At 50.7% G+C, this 22,031-nt stretch carries 20 protein-coding genes and 1 tRNA gene; 19 read left to right on the top strand and 2 right to left on the bottom strand.

Translation table 11 applies throughout. The annotated features are described in order from the left end of the window. Position 1 precedes the first annotated feature (1 nt). The 8 genes from ACY2VT_RS05450 to ACY2VT_RS05415 all read left to right on the top strand — a co-directional run bounded on the left by ACY2VT_RS05450 (position 2) and on the right by ACY2VT_RS05415 (position 9,877). Positions 2–1,252 carry a 3-isopropylmalate dehydratase large subunit gene (locus ACY2VT_RS05450; protein ID WP_461879175.1) on the top strand — a complete coding sequence of 417 codons (1,251 nt, stop codon included), beginning with the start codon at positions 2–4 and terminating at the stop codon, positions 1,250–1,252. A gap of 45 nt (positions 1,253–1,297) precedes the next feature. Beyond that, on the top strand, positions 1,298–1,789 hold the full coding sequence (locus tag ACY2VT_RS05445) for a LeuD/DmdB family oxidoreductase small subunit (protein ID WP_022462500.1): 492 nt from the start codon (positions 1,298–1,300) through the stop codon (positions 1,787–1,789). An 18-nt stretch (positions 1,790–1,807) separates the two neighbouring features. Next, the gene (locus ACY2VT_RS05440) at positions 1,808–3,055 is read left to right on the top strand and encodes a 3-isopropylmalate dehydratase large subunit (RefSeq protein WP_461879174.1); all 1,248 of its coding nucleotides are present in this window, start codon (positions 1,808–1,810) and stop codon (positions 3,053–3,055) included. A 34-nt stretch (positions 3,056–3,089) separates the two neighbouring features. Then, positions 3,090–4,616, top strand: coding sequence for a Na+/H+ antiporter NhaC family protein (locus ACY2VT_RS05435; RefSeq protein WP_461879173.1), 1,527 nt, complete (start codon positions 3,090–3,092; stop codon positions 4,614–4,616). 328 nt (positions 4,617–4,944) lie between these two features. After that, on the top strand, positions 4,945–6,717 hold the full coding sequence (locus ACY2VT_RS05430) for an ABC transporter ATP-binding protein (RefSeq protein ID WP_461879172.1): 1,773 nt from the start codon (positions 4,945–4,947) through the stop codon (positions 6,715–6,717). Between the two features lie 2 nt (positions 6,718–6,719). Then, the gene (locus ACY2VT_RS05425) at positions 6,720–8,618 is read left to right on the top strand and encodes an ABC transporter ATP-binding protein (RefSeq protein WP_461879171.1); all 1,899 of its coding nucleotides are present in this window, start codon (positions 6,720–6,722) and stop codon (positions 8,616–8,618) included. Between the two features lie 249 nt (positions 8,619–8,867). Then, positions 8,868–9,560 carry a YoaK family protein gene (locus ACY2VT_RS05420; RefSeq protein WP_461877797.1) on the top strand — a complete coding sequence of 231 codons (693 nt, stop codon included), beginning with the start codon at positions 8,868–8,870 and terminating at the stop codon, positions 9,558–9,560. A 35-nt stretch (positions 9,561–9,595) separates the two neighbouring features. After that, entirely contained in the window at positions 9,596–9,877 is a 282-nt protein-coding gene (locus ACY2VT_RS05415; protein ID WP_022462506.1) for a hypothetical protein, read from the top strand. A gap of 101 nt (positions 9,878–9,978) precedes the next feature. Here the strand turns inward: ACY2VT_RS05415 and ACY2VT_RS05410 are convergent, their stop codons facing one another. Further along, complete coding sequence (locus ACY2VT_RS05410; protein WP_117509122.1) at positions 9,979–10,866, bottom strand: LysR family transcriptional regulator; 888 nt, start codon at positions 10,864–10,866, stop codon at positions 9,979–9,981. A gap of 251 nt (positions 10,867–11,117) precedes the next feature. Between ACY2VT_RS05410 and ACY2VT_RS05405 the strand changes: the two genes are divergently transcribed. From ACY2VT_RS05405 to ACY2VT_RS05395, 3 genes are all read left to right on the top strand, one after another. Beyond that, positions 11,118–13,658, top strand: a complete 2,541-nt coding sequence (locus tag ACY2VT_RS05405; RefSeq protein ID WP_461879170.1) for a heavy metal translocating P-type ATPase — start codon at positions 11,118–11,120, stop codon at positions 13,656–13,658. Positions 13,659–13,852: 194 nt separating this feature from the next. Beyond that, positions 13,853–15,019: a GNAT family N-acetyltransferase gene (locus ACY2VT_RS05400; protein ID WP_461879169.1), complete on the top strand. Its 1,167-nt coding sequence runs from the start codon at positions 13,853–13,855 to the stop codon at positions 15,017–15,019. 27 nt (positions 15,020–15,046) lie between these two features. Then, positions 15,047–15,352, top strand: coding sequence for an acylphosphatase (locus ACY2VT_RS05395; RefSeq protein WP_055218278.1), 306 nt, complete (start codon positions 15,047–15,049; stop codon positions 15,350–15,352). Here the strand turns inward: ACY2VT_RS05395 and ACY2VT_RS05390 are convergent, their stop codons facing one another. Beyond that, entirely contained in the window at positions 15,353–15,604 is a 252-nt protein-coding gene (locus ACY2VT_RS05390; RefSeq protein WP_117760417.1) for a YlmC/YmxH family sporulation protein, read from the bottom strand. Positions 15,605–15,745: 141 nt separating this feature from the next. Between ACY2VT_RS05390 and nrdR the strand changes: the two genes are divergently transcribed. From nrdR to ACY2VT_RS05350, 8 genes are all read left to right on the top strand, one after another. Next, positions 15,746–16,198, top strand: coding sequence for a transcriptional regulator NrdR (nrdR, locus tag ACY2VT_RS05385; RefSeq protein ID WP_022462512.1), 453 nt, complete (start codon positions 15,746–15,748; stop codon positions 16,196–16,198). Positions 16,199–16,212: 14 nt separating this feature from the next. After that, positions 16,213–16,848, top strand: a complete 636-nt coding sequence (locus ACY2VT_RS05380) for a DUF3786 domain-containing protein (protein ID WP_461879167.1) — start codon at positions 16,213–16,215, stop codon at positions 16,846–16,848. Between the two features lie 129 nt (positions 16,849–16,977). Then, positions 16,978–18,336 (top strand): citrate/2-methylcitrate synthase, encoded by a 1,359-nt coding sequence (locus ACY2VT_RS05375; protein ID WP_461878026.1) that lies wholly within the window; start codon positions 16,978–16,980, stop codon positions 18,334–18,336. Between the two features lie 104 nt (positions 18,337–18,440). Continuing rightward, positions 18,441–19,328 carry a patatin-like phospholipase family protein gene (locus ACY2VT_RS05370; protein WP_461879166.1) on the top strand — a complete coding sequence of 296 codons (888 nt, stop codon included), beginning with the start codon at positions 18,441–18,443 and terminating at the stop codon, positions 19,326–19,328. 38 nt (positions 19,329–19,366) lie between these two features. Next, positions 19,367–19,927 carry a YqeG family HAD IIIA-type phosphatase gene (locus ACY2VT_RS05365; protein ID WP_461879165.1) on the top strand — a complete coding sequence of 187 codons (561 nt, stop codon included), beginning with the start codon at positions 19,367–19,369 and terminating at the stop codon, positions 19,925–19,927. A gap of 84 nt (positions 19,928–20,011) precedes the next feature. Continuing rightward, entirely contained in the window at positions 20,012–20,569 is a 558-nt protein-coding gene (gene efp, locus ACY2VT_RS05360) for an elongation factor P (protein WP_022462517.1), read from the top strand. A gap of 269 nt (positions 20,570–20,838) precedes the next feature. Next, entirely contained in the window at positions 20,839–21,750 is a 912-nt protein-coding gene (locus ACY2VT_RS05355; protein WP_173827880.1) for a DUF5688 family protein, read from the top strand. A 127-nt stretch (positions 21,751–21,877) separates the two neighbouring features. Then, positions 21,878–21,950 (top strand) — tRNA-Arg (locus ACY2VT_RS05350). Positions 21,951–22,031: the final 81 nt, after the last annotated feature.

Genomic DNA, 22,031 nt, shown 5'->3' with positions numbered 1-22,031 from the left:
CATGGGAATGACAATTGCAGAGAAAATTATCGCCGCTGCAGCCGGCGTTCCGGAAGTAAAACCGGGAGATATCCACACTGTAACACTGGATCGTCTGATGAGCAACGATGGAACCACCCATCTGACGGTTGATATGTACCGCAACAAATTAAATCACCCGCATATTGCGGACCCGAAAAAACTGGTTTTCATTGTAGACCACAACGTACCGTCCGACAGCCCGAAAACAGCGGCATCTCAGAAAAAGATGCGTGATTTCGCAAGAGAGAACAACATTGATTTCTGGGAAGGAAAAGGTGTATGCCACCAGGTGATGATCGAGAACTATGTCCGCCCGGGCGAGCTGATCTTCGGCGCTGACAGCCATACCTGCTCTTACGGAGCACTCGGCGCATTCGGCACCGGCGTCGGCTGTACCGATTTCCTGTACGGCATGGTAACGGGAACTTCCTGGGTACTCGTACCGGAGAGCGTAAAATTCAATCTTGTAGGAAAACTGCCGGAGGGCGTTTATGCGAGAGACCTGATCCTGACGATCATCGGTGAGGTCGGCGCAAACGGATGCAACTACCAGGTGATGGAGTTCACCGGTGAGGGAGCAAAGACGTTAAGCATCAGCGACCGTATGGCACTTTGCAACATGGCAGTTGAGGCCGGCGCCAAGACCGGTATCTTCGAGGCAGATGAGAAAGCCATCGAGTACCTGAAAGAGCACGGAAGAGAGCCAAAAGAAATCTTCCACAGCGATCCGGACGCAAAATACGTCAGAGAGTACACCTTTGACCTCTCCAAAGTCCGCCCGGTTGTTGCAAAACCGGATTTCGTAGACCGCGTTGTTCCGGCAGAAGAGACCTGCGGAATGCCGATCAATGAAGCATTCCTTGGATCCTGCAACAACGGAAGAATCGAAGATCTCCGCGTCGGCGCAGAGATCATCCGCGGAAAGAAAGTCGCAGAGGGCGTCCGTTTCCTCGTTGTTCCGGCAAGCCAGACGATCTACCGCCAGGCATTAAAAGAAGGCATCATTGACACCTTCATGGAGGCCGGAGCCATTGTGATGAACCCGAACTGCAGCGTCTGCTGGGGAAGCTGCCAGGGCGTCATCGGCGAGAATGAAGTGCTGATCAGCACCGGAACCCGTAACTTCAAGGGCCGTGCCGGTCATCCAAGCTCCAAAGTATACCTGGGATCCGCTGCTACGGTAACCGCATCCGCGATTGCCGGAAAGATTGCGACGGCAGATCAGATCTGACCATTTTCTTTGAGGGATACATAATATTTTTGGGAGAATAAACATATGGAAGCATTTACAGGAAAAGTATGGGTGCTTGGAGACGATATTGATACCGATATCATTATCCCGACCGAGTATCTTGCTTTAAAGACAATTGACGATATGAAACAGTACGGCTTTTCCCCGCTTCGCCCGGAACTGGCCGGACAGATTGAAAAAGGCGATATCATCGTGGCAGGAAAGAACTTCGGCTGCGGCTCCTCGAGAGAGCAGGCACCGGAGATCATCAAGGCGCTCGGCATTTCCTGCGTTATCGCGAAATCCTTTGCCCGGATCTTTTTCCGCAACTCCATCAATAACGGTCTTCTTCTGATCGAGCAGCCGGATCTGCACGACGATATCAAAGAGGGAGACACCATCACCGTCAAGATGAATGAGCATGTCGATTACAACGGAAAAACATACCCGATCGCAGCTCTGCCGGAGAACCTGATGGATATCATTCAGGCAGGCGGCCTGGTAAAGGCAATGCGCAAGCGCAACGGACTGGACTAAGAGCGGGAGGAAGAAACGATGGGCAATACAGTAATTGAAAAAATCATCCGCCACAACACCGGAAAAGACGTAAAGCCGGGCGACATTGTGACGGTTAACGTGGACAGAGTCATGATTCATGATATCTTCATCCCGTTTGTCGGCGATAAATTTGAGGAGATGGGCTTCACCAGACTGTGGGATCCGGATAAGGTTGTTCTGATCTACGACCACCTCGTTCCGGCAAGCCAGGTGGACGATACGAGACATTTCCACAAAGGCGATGAATTTGCAAAGAAATACGGCATGAAAAACGTACACAGAAGCGACGGAATCTGCCATCAGTTAATGACAGAGGCAGGTTACGTAAAACCGGGCGATGTTGTTTTCGGAACCGACAGCCACACGACGACATACGGCTGTGTCGGCGCATTCTCTTCCGGAATCGGCTACACCGAGATGGCGAGCATCCTCGGAACCGGTACGATGTGGATCAAAGTGCCAGAGACGATCAAAGTTGTCATCGAAGGCGAGCTGCCGAAAAATGTCATGTCAAAAGACATTATCCTGCGTCTGATCGGTGACCTCGGTGCAGACGGCGCAACATACCGCGCACTGGAGTTCTCAGGAAGCACCGTGGAAAATATGACTGTGGCAAGCCGTATGACGATTGCCAACATGGCGATCGAGGCAGGTGCCAAATGTGCACTCTTTACCCCGGATGAGAAGACTGCAGAATACTGTGAGATCGAACTCAACGACTATCAGAAGAGCTTAAAAGGCGATGAGGATGCGAAATATCTGCGCACCATCACCTACCGCGCTGAGGATTTTGTGCCGGTAATGGCATGCCCGTCCCAGGTAGACAAGATCCGGGATACCAGCGTTCTCGAGGGAACCCCGATTGATCAGGTCTTCATCGGTTCCTGTACGAACGGCCGTCTCGAGGATCTGCAGGCGGCAGCCGAGGTTTTAAAAGGCAAAAAAGTAGCCGACTACGTAAAACTGATCGTAACACCGGCAAGCCGCAAGATTTATCTGCAGGCAAGCAAAATGGGCATTCTCGATACACTGGCAGAGGCAGGCGCTATGATTACACATCCGGGCTGCGGTCTGTGCTGCGGAAGAGCGGGCGGAATCCTCTCTGACGGCGAGCGTGTCGTAGCAACAAACAACCGAAATTTCCTTGGAAGAATGGGTACTTCCAAAGTTGAGATTTATCTGGCATCTCCAAAGACAGCAGCAGCATGTGCAGTGGCTGGAAAAATTGTGACGCCGGAAGCGTAAACGAACTTAACAGCAGAAAGGGAAAACAGACGACATGAATGGTTCAATGTTTATCGGAACCTGGTGGGCACTCGTACCGCCGCTGCTTGCAATTCTGCTTGCATTTGTTACAAAAGAAGTTTACAGTTCCCTGTTCATCGGATCGGCGGTCGGTGTCCTTCTGTACACCGGCTTCCATCCGTGGGATGCGTTTACAAGCTTCTTTGAAATTCTACGGAACAGTATGAACATCAATATTCTGATCTTCGATATCCTGCTTGGCATGGTTGTCGTGCTGATGGCGAAATCCGGCGGCTCGGCGGCGTATGGAAAATGGGCGGGGACGAAGATCAAAACGAAGCGGAGCGCGCTTCTGGCGACGATGGGGCTCGGTGTTCTGATTTTTGTGGATGACTATTTCAACTGTCTGACGGTTGGCTCTGTCATGCGCCCGGTCACGGACAGCCACAAGGTTTCCCGCGCGAAACTCGCATATATCATCGACTCCACCGCAGCGCCGGTCTGCATTATCGCGCCGATCTCAAGCTGGGCGGCAGCCGTCAACTCGTATGTGCCGGCGGATGCGGGAATCAGTGGATTCCAGCTGTTTCTGCGGACAATTCCGTATAACCTGTATGCGATCCTTACAATTGTGATGGTCTTTTATATCTGCTACACCGGCTTTGATTTCGGCCAGATGAAGCTCCATGAAGACAACGCTGCCAAAGGTGATCTTTTCACGACCGGAGGCGAGGAGTTTGAGCAGGTTTCCGAGCAGGAGGTCAATCCGAACGGAAAAGTCATCGACCTGGTGCTCCCGGTTGCCGTGCTGATTGTATCAGCGATCGGAGCGATGGTGTACACTGGCTTCCTCGGCGGCGCGGACAATGTGATTTCCGCGTTCGCAGGATGTGATGCAGAGACGAGTCTGATTTTTGCCTCCGTCGTGACGATCCTGTTTATGATGGCGCTGTATCTGCCGCGGAAGGTCATCACCTTCAAGAGCTTTATGGACAGCCTGTCCGAGGGCTTCAAGCTGATGGTTCCGGCGGTTACGATTCTCGTCTTTGCGTGGACTTTAAAAGGCGTCGGTGATGCGATGGGCCTGGCCCAGTTTGTCGGAAGCGTCGTGGGAGACCATGCATCCGCAAGTATTTTTATCCCGGTGGTGCTGTTCGCCGTGGCGGTGTTCCTTTCCTTTTCGACGGGAACCTCCTGGGGAACGTTCGCGATTCTTGTGCCGATTGCAACGGGCATGTTCGCAGCCGGAACAAATCTGGAGATGATGATTATCTCGGTATCCGCCGTCCTGGCAGGGGCGGTCTGCGGTGACCATATTTCGCCGATCTCGGATACGACGGTTATGTCAAGTGCGGGTGCGCAGAGCAACCATCTGAACCACGTATCGACCCAGATGCAGTATGCGGCCGTTACGGCGTGCGTCTGCCTGGTGGGATATCTGATCGCAGCCGTGGCCAGAACGTGGTGGATCACGCTTGGCGTGAGCCTTCTTCTTCTTTTGGCTGTTTTAGCCGGAATGCGCAGATTTTGCGCAAAAAAAGCGGAAAACGGCAAAAAATAAAAAAGAAAACAGAAAAACGCGTGAAATGCTTGACGGGAGAGAAAAAGAACCGTATACTAAAAAATAGAACAAACATTCACAGGACAACGGTGTCCTGCAAAGAAGAAGCGGAACGCTTTTGGAGCAGGAATGTGAATTGGAACAGAAGGAATTGGATTTTTCAAAGTCCAGTTCCTTCTGTTTATCTCTGTTAAAATTGCATCGGAGCTGTGAAATGCAGGAGAAGAAAGGAGGCATTCCGGGGCGAAAACGCTTTGGAAAAGGGAAAGACTGTTATGGTCAGAAAGATCATAGCAGACAATGGCAAAAACAAAAAGGGAGAAAATATATGATATTTGGAAAGTACATTAACAAATACTACCTGAAGAATGCGCCCATTCTGATTCTCGGTCTTGCAGCGCTGATTCTCGTAGATTATTTCCAGCTTTTCATACCGGAACTGTACCGCATGGTCATCAACGGCATGAACGGCGATCCCGTTCTGGTCAACGGCCAGGCGGCGGTGTTTGATATGGAATTTCTGCTGGATCAGGTCTGCCGGCCCATGATTATTACCATTATCGTCATGGTAGTCGGCCGTTTCCTGTGGCGTGTCTGCTTTTTCGGCTCCGCGATCCGCGTGGTAACCGATCTTCGTACCCGCATGTTCGCGCACAGCAAGGAATTGTCCCAGGAATACTACCAGGTCAATAAAGTCGGAAACCTGATGAGTCTTTACACGAACGATCTCGATACCGTGCAGGAGTGCTTCGGCGACGGTATTCTGATGTTCTGCGATGCACTGTTCTTAGGCCTGCTTGCCGTGATCAAAATGTGGCGCATGAACCACTTCCTGACCGGTCTTTCGATGATCCCGATGGCATTTCTGATGGCCGCCGGCACAACGCTCGGCAAATACCTGATGAAAAAGTGGGAGGAGCGTCAGGCGGCCTTTTCCGAACTGTCCGATTTTGCGCAGGAAAACTATTCCGGTCTCGCCGTCATCAAAGCGTTCGTCAAAGAGACAAAAGAGCTGATGATGTTCCGAAAACTGAACCGCGAGAACGAGGACATCAACGTAGAGTACACAAAAATTTCCACACTGCTGAACATTATGGTAACGCTGTTCGTCGAGTCCGTCATCTGCGTAATCTTAGGCTACGGCGGCTATCTCGTTTACTGCGGAAGCTTCGATGCCGGCCAGCTTGTCGAGTATATCGGCTATTTCTCGGCTGTTGTATGGCCGATCATGGCGGTCTCCATGCTGATCGAGAAAACATCCCGTGGAAAAGCGTCCTTAAACCGTATCACCGAGCTGCTTGACGCAAAAGTCGATGTGCAGGACCGCGGCGGTGTGCAGGATCTGCCGTCCATTCACGGAAAAATCGAGTTCCGCAATCTGACCTTCCGCTATCCGGACGGGGAGTACGATGTGCTGAAAAACGTATCGTTTACCATTGAGCCGGGCGAGAGTGTCGGCATCGTCGGAAAAACCGGTTCCGGAAAGACGACCATTGTCGATCTGCTGCTCCGCACCTACAATGTGCCGGACGGAACGCTGTTCATCGATGACCACGATGTCAACACCGTTTCCATCCACTCCGTGCGTGAGGGCTGTGCCTACGTGCCGCAGGACAACTTCCTGTTCTCCGACACGATTTCCGGCAATATTTCCTTCGCCTTTGATGACGAAAACCAGGAGGCGGTCGAGGATGCGGCGATGATGTCCGATGTCCATGACAATATCGCAGAGTTCAAAGAGGGCTACCGCACCGTTCTTGGCGAGCGCGGTGTGACGGTTTCCGGCGGACAGAAGCAGCGAATCTCGATTGCGCGTGCGCTGATGAAACACGCACCGATTCTGATTCTCGACGATTCCGTCTCTGCGGTTGACACCAAAACGGAGCGCACGATTCTCGACAATCTGAAAAAACGTGAGGGACTGACCACGATTCTGATCGCACACCGGATTTCAACGGTGGAGCAGATGGACAAGATCGTGTTTGTCGAGGACGGAGAAGTCCATGCAGTCGGAAAACATGAGGATCTGTACCGGACCTGTGCGGCGTACCGCAAAATGGTCGATCTGCAGAAACTTGAAGAGGAAGCGGGGGAGGAGTAGAAATGCACAATTATTATCCGATTCTCTGGGTCGGCGCGATCATCGGCGTGATTTCCACCCTGCTGATTGTGGCCGCGTTTGTAGTGAAAGATGGAGAAAAAGAAACCGGCTTTGAGCGGAACATGAAAGACAGTGAAATCATGCAGCGTCTGATGGATTACGCAAAGCCGTTTTACCGCCAGTTTATCGTTGTTGGTTTTCTGATGCTGTTTTCGATCGCGTACGATATCATTTCGCCGCTGATCGTCGGCAAAATTGAGGAGCTCGTCGTTGGAAAATTCGCGCTGAATACCCTGTTTCTGTGGGTAGCGGGCTATGCGGCAATCCTTCTTGTCTCTATGGCGTGCACGTATTTCCAGGCCGTGATTCTGCAGAAGACGGGCCAGAAAATCATTTCCAATATGAGGGAGGATCTGTTCGTCCACATCGAGCGCCTTGCCCACGAGCAGTTAAATGAGATTCCGGTCGGAAAGCTTGTCACAAGAACGACAAACGATACGAACGCGATTTCGCTGATGTTTACCAACCTTCTGGTTAACCTTTTGAAGAACTTCTTTGTGATCATCGGTATTCTGATTGCGATGCTGTTTCTGAACTATGAGCTGACGCTGATGGTGCTCTGTTTCGTGCCGTTTATCGTGCTGTTCTCGATTATTTTCCGTAAGTTTTCGCGAAGAGCACACCGGAAAGTAAAAGACTGTACTACGGACATCAATACGTATCTGTCGGAGAACCTCTCCGGTATGAAAATTACACAGATCTTCAACCGCGAGGATGCCAAGATGCGCGAGTTTACCGACAAGAGCAACGCACTCGGCCGCGCACAGCAGGAGCAGATTTTCGTGTTCGGTATTTTCCGTCCGCTCGTCTACATGCTGTATATCAGCTCCGTGCTCTGCCTTTTGTATTTAGGCGGCAAGGGCTATCTGGAGGGAACGTCGTTCCTCGGCCAGACACTGACCAGTGGTATGATCGTCAGCTTTTACATGTATATCTCAAAATTCTTCAACCCGATCCAGAACCTGGCGGAGCAGTTCAACTGGCTGCAGTCCGCATTTGCATCCGCCGAGAAAGTTTTCTCGATTCTGGATCTCGAGCCGAAAATGCAGGATGCGCCGGATGCGATTGAGCTTACCGACATCAAGGGCGAGATCGAGTTCCGCGACGTATGGTTTTCCTATATCCCGGGCGAGTGGGTGTTAAAAGGCGTTTCGTTCCACGTCAATCCGAAAGAGACGATCGCGTTTGTGGGTTCCACCGGTTCCGGAAAATCGACGATTCTTTCCCTGATCTGCCGGAACTACGAGTTCCAGAAGGGTGAGATTCTGATCGACGGCATCGACATCCGAAAGATCAAGATCGATTCCCTGCGGAAGAAATTCGGCCAGATGCTGCAGGATGTCTTCCTGTTCTCGGGAACGATCCGAAGCAACATCATTCTCCGCGAGGAGGGGATTTCCGATGAGGAGATCATGGACGTCTGCCATTACGTGAATGCCGACCAGTTCATCAATAAGCTGGATCACGGCCTCGACGAGCCGGTGCGGGAGAGAGGAAACAACTTCTCTGCCGGACAGCGTCAGCTTCTCTCGTTTGCGCGTACCATCATCCATAAGCCTTCGGTCATGATTCTTGACGAGGCGACAGCGAACATCGACACCGAAACCGAGCTTCTGATCCAGGATTCCATGGAAAAGATGAAGAACATCGGAACGATGCTGATCGTAGCGCACCGTCTTTCGACGATTCAGCATGCGGATGAGATTATCGTGTTGTCCCATGGAAAAATCGTGGAGCATGGCACGCATCAGGAGCTTTTAGCAGCGCAGGGAAGATATTACCAGCTCTACACGCTGCAGTACCATCGCGAGCAGAGTGAGAAACAGAGCGGAAGAAAGTAAGAAAATTTTAGAACAATAAAGACAATTCACAAAAAAGGAGAAATTTTGTTTGTGCAAAGTGACAAAATTTCTCCTTTTTTTACAGTACATCATATCAAAATGATTTTATATTAATATAGTCATATGAAAAACATATGAGCATAATACGATATCCGTTTTTCCATCTCAAAAAGCGGGCGGTTATAATAAGGGAAGCAAAACGGCAGGCACCAAAAAGCCGGGCCGTCTGTTGAAAGAAAGGGAAAATGTATGGAAAAGAAAGCAAGCCTTGCAGGACACCTGCTCTCGGAAAACCAGATGTCGGAAGCATTTATCAACAGCATGTTTCTGGCGCTGTCCGGCGGTTTTCAGGATGCCTACACGTACAATTGCAGAGATGAAGTATTCTCAAATGCCCAGACGGGAAACGTTGTGCTGATGAGCCAGAATTTTCTGGAAGGAAACTTTACGGCAGGCCTTAGGTATCTCTTCCCGATCCTCTTTTTTGCGATGGGTGTATTTCTGGCAGAAAATTTCCAGGAGCATTACCGGTATGCAAAGAGGCTGCACTGGCGGCAGGTACTTCTCGCGGCGGAAATTGTGATCCTTGCGATCGTCGGATTTATTCCGTCCTCTTACAATATGCTCGCGGCGATGCTCGTATCGTTTGCGTGCGCGATTCAGGTACAGACCTTCCGCAAGGTCGGCGGTTATTCGTATGCAAGCACCATGTGCATCGGAAACTTGAGAAGCGGAACCGCAGCGCTGTCCATGTATCTGCGGGATAAGAAAAAAGAACAGCTCCGTCAGGCCGGATACTATTTCGGCGTGATTCTGGCATTCGCTATCGGCGCCGGAATCGGAGGCGTGTTCTCCATGCTGTATGGAATCCATGTAATCTGGATTTCCTGCGGACTTCTTCTGGTGAGCTTCCTTCTGATGTCACTGGAAAAGTACCGCTGAGAAATAAGAGAGAGTGAAGAAAGAAGGCTGAAAAAATGGAAGTATTTCTGGAGTGCTGTATGACATTATTCTTTTCAGCGGCCATGCTGCTGCTGATCGTCCGCCTGGCAAAGGGTGAGGAGAAAAACATGATGTTTGCGCGTGTGTTCTCCCTGGCATCCAACGTCGGTTTCTGGATCGGAATTGTCCGCATCGCTGTGCTGAACCGAAGCGGATTTCTGATGTTCTTCTACATCACAGGCGCAATGCTTTCCTACACGGCGATGGTATTTGCCATGCCGCATAAAAAAGAGCAGATTGCCGGACAGCAGGCATAAATAAAAAAAGAAGACCCTGTATACGGGAAGGATGGAGCAGCGATGTTCCGTCCGCCGGTACACAGGGTCTTTTTCTGTTTCAAACAAAAGTTCATAAAATCTTATACGCGTTCCAGAAGCTCCTCGATCAGCTCTTTTGCCGCCGCGTTCTGGTGCTGCCGCGGGTTGATGATCAGACAGATTTCACGTTTGGGGGCCTCCTCGATGAGCGGAATCCGACAGACGGTACGGCTCTTTAAGGCATCGCGTGCCAGCTCCTCCGGATAAAATCCGATGCCGAGGTTATACTCGACCATAGGAAGAATCTGATCCGTTGTCGCTGCCTCCATATCGGGATGGAAGGCGAGGTTGTGATTCAGAAAGTATTCGGCGTACAGCTCCCGCGTGCCGGTGTCTTTGGCAAGCGAGATAAAAGGATATTCTGACAATTCGCCGAGATGATGCGGCTCTGCGGAAAGGGATGCATATTTCGATCCGCCGATCAGAATTTCCTGGAATGGGAAAATCGGGATCTTGTGCAGCGGTTTGCGGATTTCCACCGGGCTTGTGACGACTGCGAAGTCGACCAGACCGTTTTCGAGCGCCTGGATGGCCTGCGGCGTCGAGTGGTTGGAGATGCGCAGGCGGACGTGCGGATAGCGGGTGTGGAAGTGCTCCAGGCGGGAGAGCAGCATCAGACGAAGTGCCGTCTCGCTCGCACCGATTGTGATAAGGCCGCTCTCAAGAGACCGCTCAAGAGCCAGCTCCTCCTCAACCGTGCGGAGCTGTTCGTAGGCAACGGCCACACGCTCATACACCTTTTCGCCCTCCGCTGTCAGTGTGACACCCTGGTGGGAGCGGATAAACAGTTTGCAGCCAAGCTCACTTTCCAGATTGTTCATGCACCGTGTGATGTTGGGCTGGTTGTTTTTCAGAATTTCCGCGGCTTTTGTAAAGCTGTGATATTGTGCTACGAAGTAAAAAATGCGATAATAATCATATGTAATCATAAAAACCTCCGAGGGATGAAGAAAGAAATTTCATCCATGATTGCTTCAATATAAAATACATGCGCCGGGTTGTCAAGGGATTTCTGAGGATGGCCGGCCGGATTGTGCGGGGATGGCAGAAGAGAAGTGGAAATTTTTTGAAAAAACACTTGCAAAATACCCGGACAGGGTATATAGTGTAGAAGAAGACAAGATACCCCATTGGGGTATATGAAAAAGAAAATCCAGAACTACAGAAAGGAAGACATACGATGGAACAGTACAATGTAACCGGCATGAGCTGCGCCGCCTGCCAGACCCGTGTCGAAAAAGCCGTGTCAAAGGTACCCGGTGTCACATCCTGTGCAGTCAGCCTTCTGACAAATTCCATGGGCGTGGAGGGAACGGCCTCCCCGGCAGAGATTATTGCCGCCGTGGAAAATGCAGGCTACGGTGCGTCGAAAAAAGGCGAGAAGGGAAGCACATCACAGCCGGCTTCCGCAGCAGAATACGAAGAGATGCTGAAAGACAAGGAAACACCGGTTATGAAACGCCGTCTGGTGAGTTCCGTTCTTCTTTTGATTCCGCTCATGTATTTCTCCATGGGCCATATGATGTGGGGATGGCCGCTGCCGAAATTCTTTGAAGGAAACCACATCGCAATGGGACTGGTACAGCTCCTGCTTACGATTGCGGTCATGATCATCAACCAGAAATTCTTTATCAGCGGTTTCAAGAGCCTCTGGCATAAAGCACCGAACATGGACACGCTGGTAGCGCTTGGTTCTACCGCATCGTTTGTATACAGCGTCTACGCCCTGTTTGCCATGACGGGAGCGCAGGTACAGGGGGACATGGATGCAGTCATGAGCTATATGCATGAATTTTACTTCGAGTCCGCAGCCATGATTCTGACCCTGATTACCGTCGGAAAAATGCTGGAGTCGATTTCCAAAGGAAAAACGACCGATGCGTTAAAGAGTCTGATGAAGCTGGCTCCGAAGACCGCCGTTCTCTTAAGAGACGGAAAAGAAGTGGAAGTCGGCATTGATCAGGTGAAAAAGGGCGATCATTTCATCGTCCGCCCGGGCGAAAATATTCCGGTGGACGGCGTTGTCCTGGAGGGAACGAGTGCCGTCAACGAATCCGCGCTGACTGGCGAGAGTATTCCGGTGGATAAAGAGGCCGGCGACCGCGTATCGGCGGCGACCTTAAACCAGTCCGGTTTCCTGACCTGTGAGGCGACGAGAGTCGGAGAAGACACAACGCTCTCCCAGATCATTCAGATGGTCAGCGATGCGGCAGCGACAAAAGCGCCGATCGCCAAGGTGGCCGATAAGGTTTCCGGTATTTTTGTGCCGGCCGTTATCTGCATTGCACTTGCTACGATTGTGATCTGGCTGCTCGCAGGAGAGAGCGTCGGCTTTGCGCTTGCAAGAGGTATTTCCGTTCTCGTTATCAGCTGCCCGTGTGCGCTCGGCCTTGCAACACCGGTTGCGATCATGGTCGGAAACGGAATGGGAGCAAAACACGGAACGATGTTCAAAACCGCAGTTTCTCTCGAGGAGACAGGAAAAACACAGATCGTTGCACTCGATAAGACCGGAACCATCACAAGCGGCGAGCCGCAGGTAACCGATCTTGTCCCGGCGGACGGTGTAAGTGAGGAGGAGCTTTTAAAAGGTGCCTTTGCACTGGAGCAGAAAAGTGAGCATCCGCTGGCCCGTGCGATTCTTGCACTTGCAGAGGAAAAAGGCCTGGTCCGCGAAGAAGTCAGTGATTTCTCTGCGCTTCCTGGAAACGGCCTTGTGGCAAAACGGAACGGAAAAGAGCTCTGCGGAGGCAACCGCGCACTGATTACGAAAAAAGCGGTTCTCTCGAAACAGATGGAAGAGCAGGCAGCAAAACTTTCCGAAGAAGGAAAGACACCTCTGTTCTTCCGTGAAGAAGGAAAGATGCTCGGTATGATTGCGGTTGCGGATGTCATCAAAGAGGACAGCCCGCGTGCGGTGAAAGAGCTGCAGAATATGGGAATCCGTGTCGTGATGCTGACCGGAGACAATGAGCGCACCGCGCGTGCCATCGGCGCACAGGCAGGTGTGGACGAAGTCATCGCAGGCGTTCTGCCGGATGGAAAAGAAGCGGTCATCAGCCGCCTGAAAGAAAAAGGAAAAGTAGCGATGGTCGGAGACGGCATCAACGATGCACCGGCTCTGACCAGTGCGGATATCGGTATTGCCATCGGAGCAGGAACCGATATCGCGATCGATGCGGCAGACGTTGTTCTGATGAAGAGCCGCCTCTCCGATGTACCGGCAGCGATCCGCTTAAGCCGTGCGACCCTCAGGAACATTCACGAGAATTTGTTCTGGGCCTTCATTTACAATATCATCGGTATTCCGCTGGCTGCGGGCGTATGGATCCCGCTGTTCGGCTGGAAGCTGAACCCGATGTTCGGTGCGGCGGCGATGAGCCTTTCGAGCTTCTGCGTTGTGACAAACGCCCTGCGTCTGAATCTGTTTCGGATGCACGACGCGTCAAAAGATAAAAGAATCAAAAACGAAATTCCAAAGGAGGATCTGAACATGACAACAGAACAGGGAATGGTAAAAACCATGACAATCGAGGGCATGATGTGCGGCCACTGCGAGGCGAGAGTGAAAAAGACACTCGAGGCAATCGAGGGTGTTGCATCCGCAGAAGTCAGCCATGAAAAAGGAACTGCCGTTGTAACACTGACAGCTCCGGTATCAGACGATGTGCTGAAAACAGCCGTAGAGGCACAGGATTATACCGTAAAAGGAATCCAGTAAAACAGGAAACATTGAGAAAAGGAAAACGCGTCTGGAATGAAAATTTCCGGGCGCGTTTCCTTTTTCTTACCAGATATAGCAAAAATATTGCAATTTGTTCGGAATTTTCGTGACAAAAGGACAAAAATCCGTTAGGATAGAGAAAAAGAAGAGCAAAAACAAAAAGGGTTTTTATTTTAGGAGGTTTTTACACCATGACAGAGTACAGACTTGCAAAGCCGGAGGAGTGGGAGGACTGTATTGAACTTGCCAATTATGTGTTCAGCACAGCACACCGTCCGCACGACTTTGAGCAGTTAATTCCGAGGGTTTATCAGGCAGGACCGGAAATGGCACGGATCCACCGCGTCGCCGTTGCGGAAAACGGCAGACTCCGGGCCGAGATTGCGGTGCTTCCGCAGCAAATGGCAGCAGGGGGTAAACTGCTCCGCGTAGGATATGTGGGAAGCGTTTCCGTGCATCCAAAGGCAAGGGGCGAAGGCCACATGAAGCGTCTTCTTGGCGAATGGATTACGGATCTGGAAGGAACGTGTGATCTTCTGGCACTGGACGGCCAGAGACAGCGGTATGCCTACTTTGGCTTTACGCCGGGAAGTGAAAAATACACGTTTTACCTGGATGTGGCAAATGTTCGCCATACCTGGAAAAACGGGGAACTCTCCGCTTACACCTTTGCGCCGCTGTTTCCGGAAAACGGCGAAGCGGACGAAGAGGCGGCAGCCTTTGCAAAGAAGCTGAATGAGGCAAAACCGCTTTACGTGGTAAGAGAGGATGTGAAAGCCTGCCTGAAAACGTTCGGCGAGCAGGCAATTGCAATCTGGAAAAACGGTGAGCGGATCGGATATCTGGCACTTTGCGGCGGAAACCAGGTTGTGGAAGCAGAAGTGTTGGAGGAACAGGATTTCGTTCCTGCACTTGCCGCTTATTTAAAAGAAAATGCGCTTGACTCTCTTTTCATTTCCATTCCGGTGTATGAGACCGGAAAAGCAGCAGCGTTATCGGAAGTCTGCGAGAATTTCACAAAAGAGCGCTGCGGTTCCGCGATGTACCGCATTTTTGAGTTTGCAGACGTTATCGAGGCAATGCTGACCATGAAAGCAGAGACGATGGGCATCAGCGATGGAACGTGGTCTGCTGTACTGGAGGGACAGCCGGTGACCGTGACGGTAAAAGATGGAACTGTGACCGTGACACGGGAAGCCCATCCGGGGGCAGATGTACTCAACCGGGAGCAGGCGCAGGAACTGCTTCTTTCACCGCTGGCAAGTAAGGGAAGCAAGGTTCCATCTGAAATCTGGAAGAACATTCCATCCGACTGGTTCCCGCTTCCGCTGTACTGTGCGACGGCAGACGAATTTTAGGCAATGACTGTTGGGAGGCAGAGAAATATGAACGAGACAGAGAAACGAGACAGAAGAGACGAAAAAGAAGAAATCCGGTACCATGTGATTTTCTACGGCCAGGTGCAGGGTGTGGGGTTCCGTTACCGGGCGTATTATGCTGCCTATCAGCTCGGACTGACCGGATGGGTGAGAAACTGCTGGGATGAGACGGTGGAGATGGAGGTGCAGGGTGATGAGGAGACGATCACGGAGATGATCAAAAGGATCCGCACCTCCAGCTACATCGAAATCACGGATGCAAAATGGACGAAGATTCCGCTGGAATCGGAATTCGGTTTCCATATCCGGTGATCAGGGCTGCCTTTTCTCTTTTTCCGGAATTTCTACGAGGATGATATCATTGCCGATCTGGCAGATGCGGTCCCATGGGATCACAAAATCCTCGCCGTGGCAGAAAAAGCCGCAGAATTTCACAGGCCCCGGAAGAACGAGTCCGGTAAGATGTCCCGTTTTTGGATTGAATTCCACATCAATCGGACAGCCGAGCGTTTTGCAGGTGCAGATATTGATAACTTCCTTCTGGCGGAGATCTACAACGCGCATACGGTGCTCCTTTTTACAGATTCCTATGGAAAAACATATGCGAAAATGTTGCTGCAGTTGACTTGAATTTCACGGAAAAATGCGTATACTGTAAAAGTAGAAAACTTTCCGAAATACTTATTAGAAACGAGGACGAAAGATATGAGATGTCCATTTTGTAATCAGGATAATACCCGGGTTGTGGATTCACGCCCGATTGAAGACAGCAATGCGATCCGCCGCCGCCGGATGTGCGATGTCTGCGGCAGACGCTTTACGACATACGAAAAAGTGGAGACGATCCCTTTGATCGTCATCAAAAAAGATATGAACCGCGAGCAGTATGACCGCTCAAAAATCGAGACCGGCATCCTGCGCGCCTGCCACAAACGGCCGGTGTCCGCCGAGAAGATCAACGAGATGGTCAACAAGGTGGAGACGGAGCTTTTCAACGGCGAGGAACGCGAGATTCCAAGCTCTGTGATCGGAGAGAAGGTCATGCATTACTTAAAAGACCTGGATCAGGTGGCGTATGTCCGTTTTGCGTCGATTTACCGCGAGTTCAAGGACGTCAACACGTTCATGGACGAGCTGAAAAAGATGCTCGACAAATAGCGGGGGACAGAAAAATGGAAGTATCGAACTATATTAAAATGCGCGATCAGATGCAGGAGCGCTTTCTGACGTACGATCAGAAGGAGATCGAAGGGAAGTATGGCTTTGCCTTTGATGACGATTATTTCTATGTGCCGTACCTTTTTGAGGAGTGGAGAGTGAACCGCCATACCGGCGTTGTGGAAGGATCCCGCGATCATTTCCTTCATGTCCATCAGGGCAGTTTCAACGAGACGCTGACGATTTTCGACCTGCTCTGCTGTGGAAAGAAGGAGATTGCGCTCGCCGGCACGTATGCGCGCACCAATTCCCTGAAAGGAACCATCAAAGGCCGCACGATTGCGTCCGGCATCCACGACAGCCGCGCGGCACGGTACGACGGCCGCGTGGACCAGCTGAAAAAAGCATGCGTTTCCCTTGGCGGAAAACCGTATTCCCCAGGAGACGCTGCTTTTGTTTTTGACGTTTTTCCGTTTGTGCCGCTCGTCTTTCAGTTCTGGGAATCCGATGAGGAATTCCCGCCGGTGCTGAAGTTCATGTGGGATGAAAATGTGCTCGATTACCTGCGGTTTGAGACACTGTATTACGTGATGGGCGACTTTCTGGACGCATTGGATAAAGCCTTCGATGCATGTAAAACGGAAGCCTGACATCGTATGGGAGACAAAATCTTACGAAAAATTTCCGAATGTTTATAAAAATTTCAGTATACGAATCCCCTGATTTAATGCTATAATGAGCGAAAGCGAAAAAAGAGAGAGAAAGAAAGGGGAATGCATATGGCTTTTAGCATGAAAGTAACACCGGAAATAGAGGATCTGACAAACATCTGTCTGGACAATTCCAAAATGGATGTTTCTCTGTATGGAAAATACGATGTAAAACGCGGACTGCGCGATGTCAACGGCGTTGGCGTCCTTGCGGGACTGACACAGATTTCAAACGTTGTGTCTTCTGACATCATCAACGGCGTCAAGACACCGTGTGACGGACGTCTGTACTACCGCGGCATCAACGTGGAAAAACTGACCCAGGGCTTTTTAAGTGAAAACCGTATGGGATTCGAAGAAGTTGCGTATCTGCTCTTATTTGGAAATCTGCCGAATGAAGAGCAGCTCAATCATTTTAAGACGATCTTAAAACAGCAGCAGTCCCTGCCGAAGAACTTTGTGCGTGACGTTGTTATGAAAGCGCCGACCAAGGACATGATGAACACCCTGTCCCGAAGCGTTCTGACCCTGTACGCGTACGACAACCACGCAGATGATACCTCCCTTCCGAATGTACTTCGCCAGTGCATTAACCTGATTTCTGTGTTCCCGATGCTGTCCGTCTATGGCTATCAGGCGTACAACCATTATATCAAGGGAAAAAGTTTATATATCCACAATCCGTCGAAGAAGCTTTCCACCGCAGAAAACATTCTGCTGATGCTCCGCCCGGATCAGAAATACACCCCGCTGGAGGCGAAGATCCTCGATCTTGCCCTCGTCCTCCACATGGAGCACGGCGGCGGTAACAACTCGACCTTTACAACACATGTTGTTTCTTCTTCCGGAACCGATACGTACTCCGCAATTGCAGCGGCGCTCGGCTCCTTAAAGGGACCGAAGCACGGCGGTGCAAACATCAAGGTTGTGCGGATGTTCGACGATATGAAGTCACACGTCAAAGACTGGACGGATGAGGAAGAAGTATCGAATTACTTAAGAAAGCTGCTGCACAAAGAGGCGTTCGACCAGAAAGGCCTGATTTACGGTATGGGCCATGCGGTTTACTCCATTTCCGACCCGCGTGCGCGCATCTTCAAGACCTTCGTTGAGCAGCTGGCAAAAGAAAAACACAGAGAGAAAGATTACCGGCTGTACGCTATGGTCGAGGAGCTGGCTCCGAAGATCATCGGCGAGGAGCGCCATATTTACAAAGGTGTATCCGCAAACGTCGACTTCTACAGCGGCTTCGTTTACAGCATGCTGGATCTTCCGCTGGAGCTCTACACCCCGATGTTCGCCTGCGCGCGTATCGTCGGCTGGAGTGCACACCGGATGGAGGAGCTGATCAACACCGACAAGATCATCCGCCCGGCGTACAAGAGTGTCAAAGATGAAGTGGACTATGTTCCGCTGGAAAACAGATAAAACAGGCAGAAGGGCCGGAGCGTGTCGGGATTTTCCGATCTGCTCCGGCATTGCTCTGTGCAGGAAGTAATGTGTCATTGTGAAAAATAGGAGAGTGCAGGAGAATGAATGAGACAAAAAATTACAGCATAACAAAATCCGGAGCAGTCATACTGGAAGGAGGGGCCAACCGCGGCGTCTTTACAGCAGGAGTGCTGGACTTTCTGATGGAGCAGGAGTATTATATCCCTCATGTGATCGGCGTTTCCGCCGGAGCCTGCAATGCGCTGGATTATGTATCGCGCCAGATTGGCAGAACGCGGGACTGTATGATTGTCACGGATGAGAAAAACCGCTATGTCAACAAGAATATCAAGACAATCGTTGAGAAAAAAGCACTGCTCGACATGGATATGGTGTTCGAACGGTATCCGTATGAGGTTTTCCCATTTGATTTTGATACGTATTTTGCATCGCCGCAGACGTGTGAGCTGGTTGTGACAAACTGTGAGACGGGACGCGCGGAATATCTGGATGACCGCGAAAATAAAGAACGTCTGCTTGCAATCGGCCGTGCATCATCGAGCATGCCGATCGCCTGCCCGATGGTGGAGATCGACGGAAACGAGTACGTCGACGGCGGTGTTGCCGATTCGATCCCGATTATCCGTTCCTTAAAGACGGGGCACCGAAAAAATGTCATTATTCTGACACGGAATTTCGGTTACCGCAAAAAAGAGGGAACGAGAGGCTGGGAGCTGTATGTGGCGGCATTCCGCAAATATCCGAATCTCGTGCGTGCGCTCGTAAACCGCGCGAAACATTATAACCAGGTGCTCGAATGCATCGAAAAATGGGAAGAAGAAGGCTCCGTCTTTGTGATCCGCCCGGAGATACCGGCGGTATCGCGTCTCGAAAAGGACGAGGAGAAGCTGCGGGAATTTTACCAGCACGGCTATGACCAGATGAAAGCAGATTTTGAGGCTCTGCAGGAGTTTCTGAAAGAAGAATAAAGTTACTGTATAAACGAAAAGAGGATTGGAGAAAGAAGATGAGTGGAAAAAACCAGAAGAACCGGGGAACTATACTAATGCGGATGTTTTACCCGGACCGGAGAGAAAAAAGTGCCTATACGATCGATTACGCGGATCTGTACCGGAAAGGATACCGGGGCGTGATTTTTGATATCGATAATACGCTTGTTCCGCACGGTGCGCCGGCGACGAAGGAGGCGGCTGCGTTCTTTGCGTCTCTTCGGGAGACTGGTTTTTCCACCTGTCTGCTTTCCAACAATCAGAAACCGCGTGTGGCTCCGTTTGCCGATGCGGTCGGTTCTATCTATATCGAAAATGCGCACAAGCCTTCGGTGAAAAACTACCAGGAGGCATGCCGGAGAATGGGGATCAAAGAGGAGCAGGCGGTCTTTGTCGGGGATCAGCTTTTCACCGATGTGTACGGTGCAAAACGGACCGGACTTTACAATATTCTGACCGAGCCGATCAATCCGAAAGAGGAAATTCAGATCGTTCTGAAACGGTATCTGGAGCACATGGTACTGTTCTTTTATGAGCGTGATCTGGCCCGCGGCAGGATTACGAAAAAAAACAGTTGAAAAATCGGGAAAAATATTATATTATAAGATAAGCCTATGGTGCGCATCTGGCGCATCGTACTATGTTAAGGAGGAAAAATCAGAATGATTTCAGCAGGAGATTTTAGAAACGGCGTTACCCTCGAGATCGATGGTCAGGTCGTTCAGATTCTTGAATTTCAGCATGTAAAACCTGGTAAAGGAGCTGCATTCGTAAGAACAAAATTAAAAAATGTCATCAACGGTGGTGTGGTAGAGCGTACCTTCCGTCCGACTGAGAAATTCCCGCAGGCTCGTATCGAGCGTGTAGACATGCAGTATCTGTACAGCGATGGTGATTTATTCTACTTCATGAACGTAGAAAACTATGAGCAGATCGCTCTGAACGAAGAGACCATCGGAGATGCTCTGAAATTCGTAAAAGAAAACGAAATGGTTAAAGTATGTTCCTACAACGGAAATGTATTCGCAATCGAACCGCCTCTGTTTGTAGAGCTTGAGATCACCGAGACTGAGCCAGGCTTCAAGGGAGATACCGCACAGGGTGCTTCCAAACCGGCTACCGTTGAGACTGGTGCTACCGTAAGCGTTCCGCTGTTCGTAAACCAGGGAGACAAAATCAAAATTGATACCAGAACAGGTGAATATCTGTCCCGTGTATAAGTAAGACTGTTCCCGCCGTTGTCCGTCACAACTTTCTTTGTGGCGGACACGGTTTTCTAAATAAATAGAATATTCGTCTGAAAAATGGCTGATAAAGGCTGTCGGAAGCAGCCCGGGCCCGTTTTTCTCATCGTTCGAAGTTCCGCGAACCAACGAATCTCTGGCATATACAGATCTGTACAGAGGTTTTTGAGTTGTGTTTTCCGGAGCTTTTTTTGTTCCGTAAAGCAAAAATACAAAAGGCAATCAATCAGGAAAGGTGGGAAAAAATGGACTATCAGATGTTCAAAGAGCAGCTTGCCGCGCTGCTGAAAAGAAAAGCCGGCGATGATTTTGAGGTGAAGGTAGAATCGGTGCAGAAGCTGAACGGTATCGAAAAAGAGGCGTTTGTCATCAGCAGAAAGAAGGACTGGATTGCACCGACGATCTACGTGGAGCTTCTGTATGAATGCTGTCTGCAGGGCGTGCCGCTTTCTCAGATTGCAGAAAAGGTACTGGAGCAGTACCGGAAAGTGGAAGCGGAGGCGAGAAGACCGGAGAAAGCTGCCTTTTTTACCAACTGGAAAAATGCTGCGCCGCAGATCTACTGCGAGCTCATTCATGCGGAGAAAAACCGTACGCTGCTCTCCGAAGTTCCGCACAGAAAATTTCTCGATCTCGCGGTCGTGTACTATTACCAGATGCGGGGAAACCGCGTGCCGGATGCGACAATTCTGATCCACGAGACGCACCGGGAGCTGTGGGGAATTTCGGCGGAGGAGCTGGATGCCCGTGCCTGGGAGAACACCCTGCGGGATCTGCCGGTGCGCACAGACAGCCTTATGGTGTATTTGAAAGAGGAGTACGGAGTAACGTTTCCCCTGTTCGAGCTTGGTCCGCTGGCGGAACAGTTTTACCTGGTCAGCAACCGCAGAGGAAAGCTGGGTGCAATCTGCATGTGCTATCCCGGCGTGCTGGAGAGTCTTTCGCAGCGCTTTGAGGCAAGTCTTTATGTGATTCCGAGCAGTATCCACGAGTGCATGGTGATTCCGGATTATGATGTGTTCCCGGAGGAGTGTCTTTCCGATATGGTACGGGACGTGAATGAAAAGACGGTCAAGCCGCAGGAGATTCTGTCGGATCACGTTTATTATTACCACCGGGAAAGCGGGGAACTGACGCTGTGTGAGGAAGAAACGTAAGCTGCGTGGCAGAATAGTCTGCGAATAATTTAAGAAAAAAATGGGCGGCTGGGTGGGAAAAACACTTTACAATTGCAGGAGTCTGTGGTAAACTGTCATAGTGTGGTTGAGAAAACAGATCACATCAGCGTCTGTAGCTCAGGGGATAGAGCAACGGTTTCCGGTACCGTGTGTCGGGGGTTCGAATCCCTCCAGACGCGTTTTTGCTACATGGCATGCTGCGGCGGACAGGACCGGCGCAAGACAAGGAAAGCCCCTGCTTCGGTGTGAAGTAGAGGTTT

Origin of the sequence: Fusicatenibacter sp. (assembly GCF_050872605.1) — a bacterium.
In the GTDB taxonomy this organism is placed as follows: Bacteria; Bacillota; Clostridia; order Lachnospirales; family Lachnospiraceae; genus Fusicatenibacter.
Note: the sequence above shows the minus strand (reverse complement) of the source record. Positions and strands in the feature narration are given on the sequence as shown.

Bases quoted from the DNA above. Each gene is read 5' to 3' on its own strand.
- ACY2VT_RS05405 (WP_461879170.1), top strand. From the start codon at position 11,118: ATGGAACAGTACAATGTAACCGGCATGAGCTGCGCCGCCTGCCAGACC.
- ACY2VT_RS05410 (WP_117509122.1), bottom strand. From the start codon at position 10,866: ATGATTACATATGATTATTATCGCATTTTTTACTTCGTAGCACAATAT.
- ACY2VT_RS05435 (WP_461879173.1), top strand. From the start codon at position 3,090: ATGAATGGTTCAATGTTTATCGGAACCTGGTGGGCACTCGTACCGCCG.
- ACY2VT_RS05445 (WP_022462500.1), top strand. From the start codon at position 1,298: ATGGAAGCATTTACAGGAAAAGTATGGGTGCTTGGAGACGATATTGAT.
- efp (WP_022462517.1), top strand. From the start codon at position 20,012: ATGATTTCAGCAGGAGATTTTAGAAACGGCGTTACCCTCGAGATCGAT.
- ACY2VT_RS05390 (WP_117760417.1), bottom strand. From the start codon at position 15,604: ATGCGCGTTGTAGATCTCCGCCAGAAGGAAGTTATCAATATCTGCACC.
- ACY2VT_RS05355 (WP_173827880.1), top strand. From the start codon at position 20,839: ATGGACTATCAGATGTTCAAAGAGCAGCTTGCCGCGCTGCTGAAAAGA.
- ACY2VT_RS05425 (WP_461879171.1), top strand. From the start codon at position 6,720: ATGCACAATTATTATCCGATTCTCTGGGTCGGCGCGATCATCGGCGTG.
- ACY2VT_RS05415 (WP_022462506.1), top strand. From the start codon at position 9,596: ATGGAAGTATTTCTGGAGTGCTGTATGACATTATTCTTTTCAGCGGCC.
- ACY2VT_RS05375 (WP_461878026.1), top strand. From the start codon at position 16,978: ATGGCTTTTAGCATGAAAGTAACACCGGAAATAGAGGATCTGACAAAC.
- ACY2VT_RS05380 (WP_461879167.1), top strand. From the start codon at position 16,213: ATGGAAGTATCGAACTATATTAAAATGCGCGATCAGATGCAGGAGCGC.
- ACY2VT_RS05450 (WP_461879175.1), top strand. From the start codon at position 2: ATGGGAATGACAATTGCAGAGAAAATTATCGCCGCTGCAGCCGGCGTT.
- ACY2VT_RS05370 (WP_461879166.1), top strand. From the start codon at position 18,441: ATGAATGAGACAAAAAATTACAGCATAACAAAATCCGGAGCAGTCATA.
- ACY2VT_RS05400 (WP_461879169.1), top strand. From the start codon at position 13,853: ATGACAGAGTACAGACTTGCAAAGCCGGAGGAGTGGGAGGACTGTATT.
- ACY2VT_RS05420 (WP_461877797.1), top strand. From the start codon at position 8,868: ATGGAAAAGAAAGCAAGCCTTGCAGGACACCTGCTCTCGGAAAACCAG.
- ACY2VT_RS05365 (WP_461879165.1), top strand. From the start codon at position 19,367: ATGAGTGGAAAAAACCAGAAGAACCGGGGAACTATACTAATGCGGATG.
- nrdR (WP_022462512.1), top strand. From the start codon at position 15,746: ATGAGATGTCCATTTTGTAATCAGGATAATACCCGGGTTGTGGATTCA.
- ACY2VT_RS05440 (WP_461879174.1), top strand. From the start codon at position 1,808: ATGGGCAATACAGTAATTGAAAAAATCATCCGCCACAACACCGGAAAA.
- ACY2VT_RS05430 (WP_461879172.1), top strand. From the start codon at position 4,945: ATGATATTTGGAAAGTACATTAACAAATACTACCTGAAGAATGCGCCC.
- ACY2VT_RS05395 (WP_055218278.1), top strand. From the start codon at position 15,047: ATGAACGAGACAGAGAAACGAGACAGAAGAGACGAAAAAGAAGAAATC.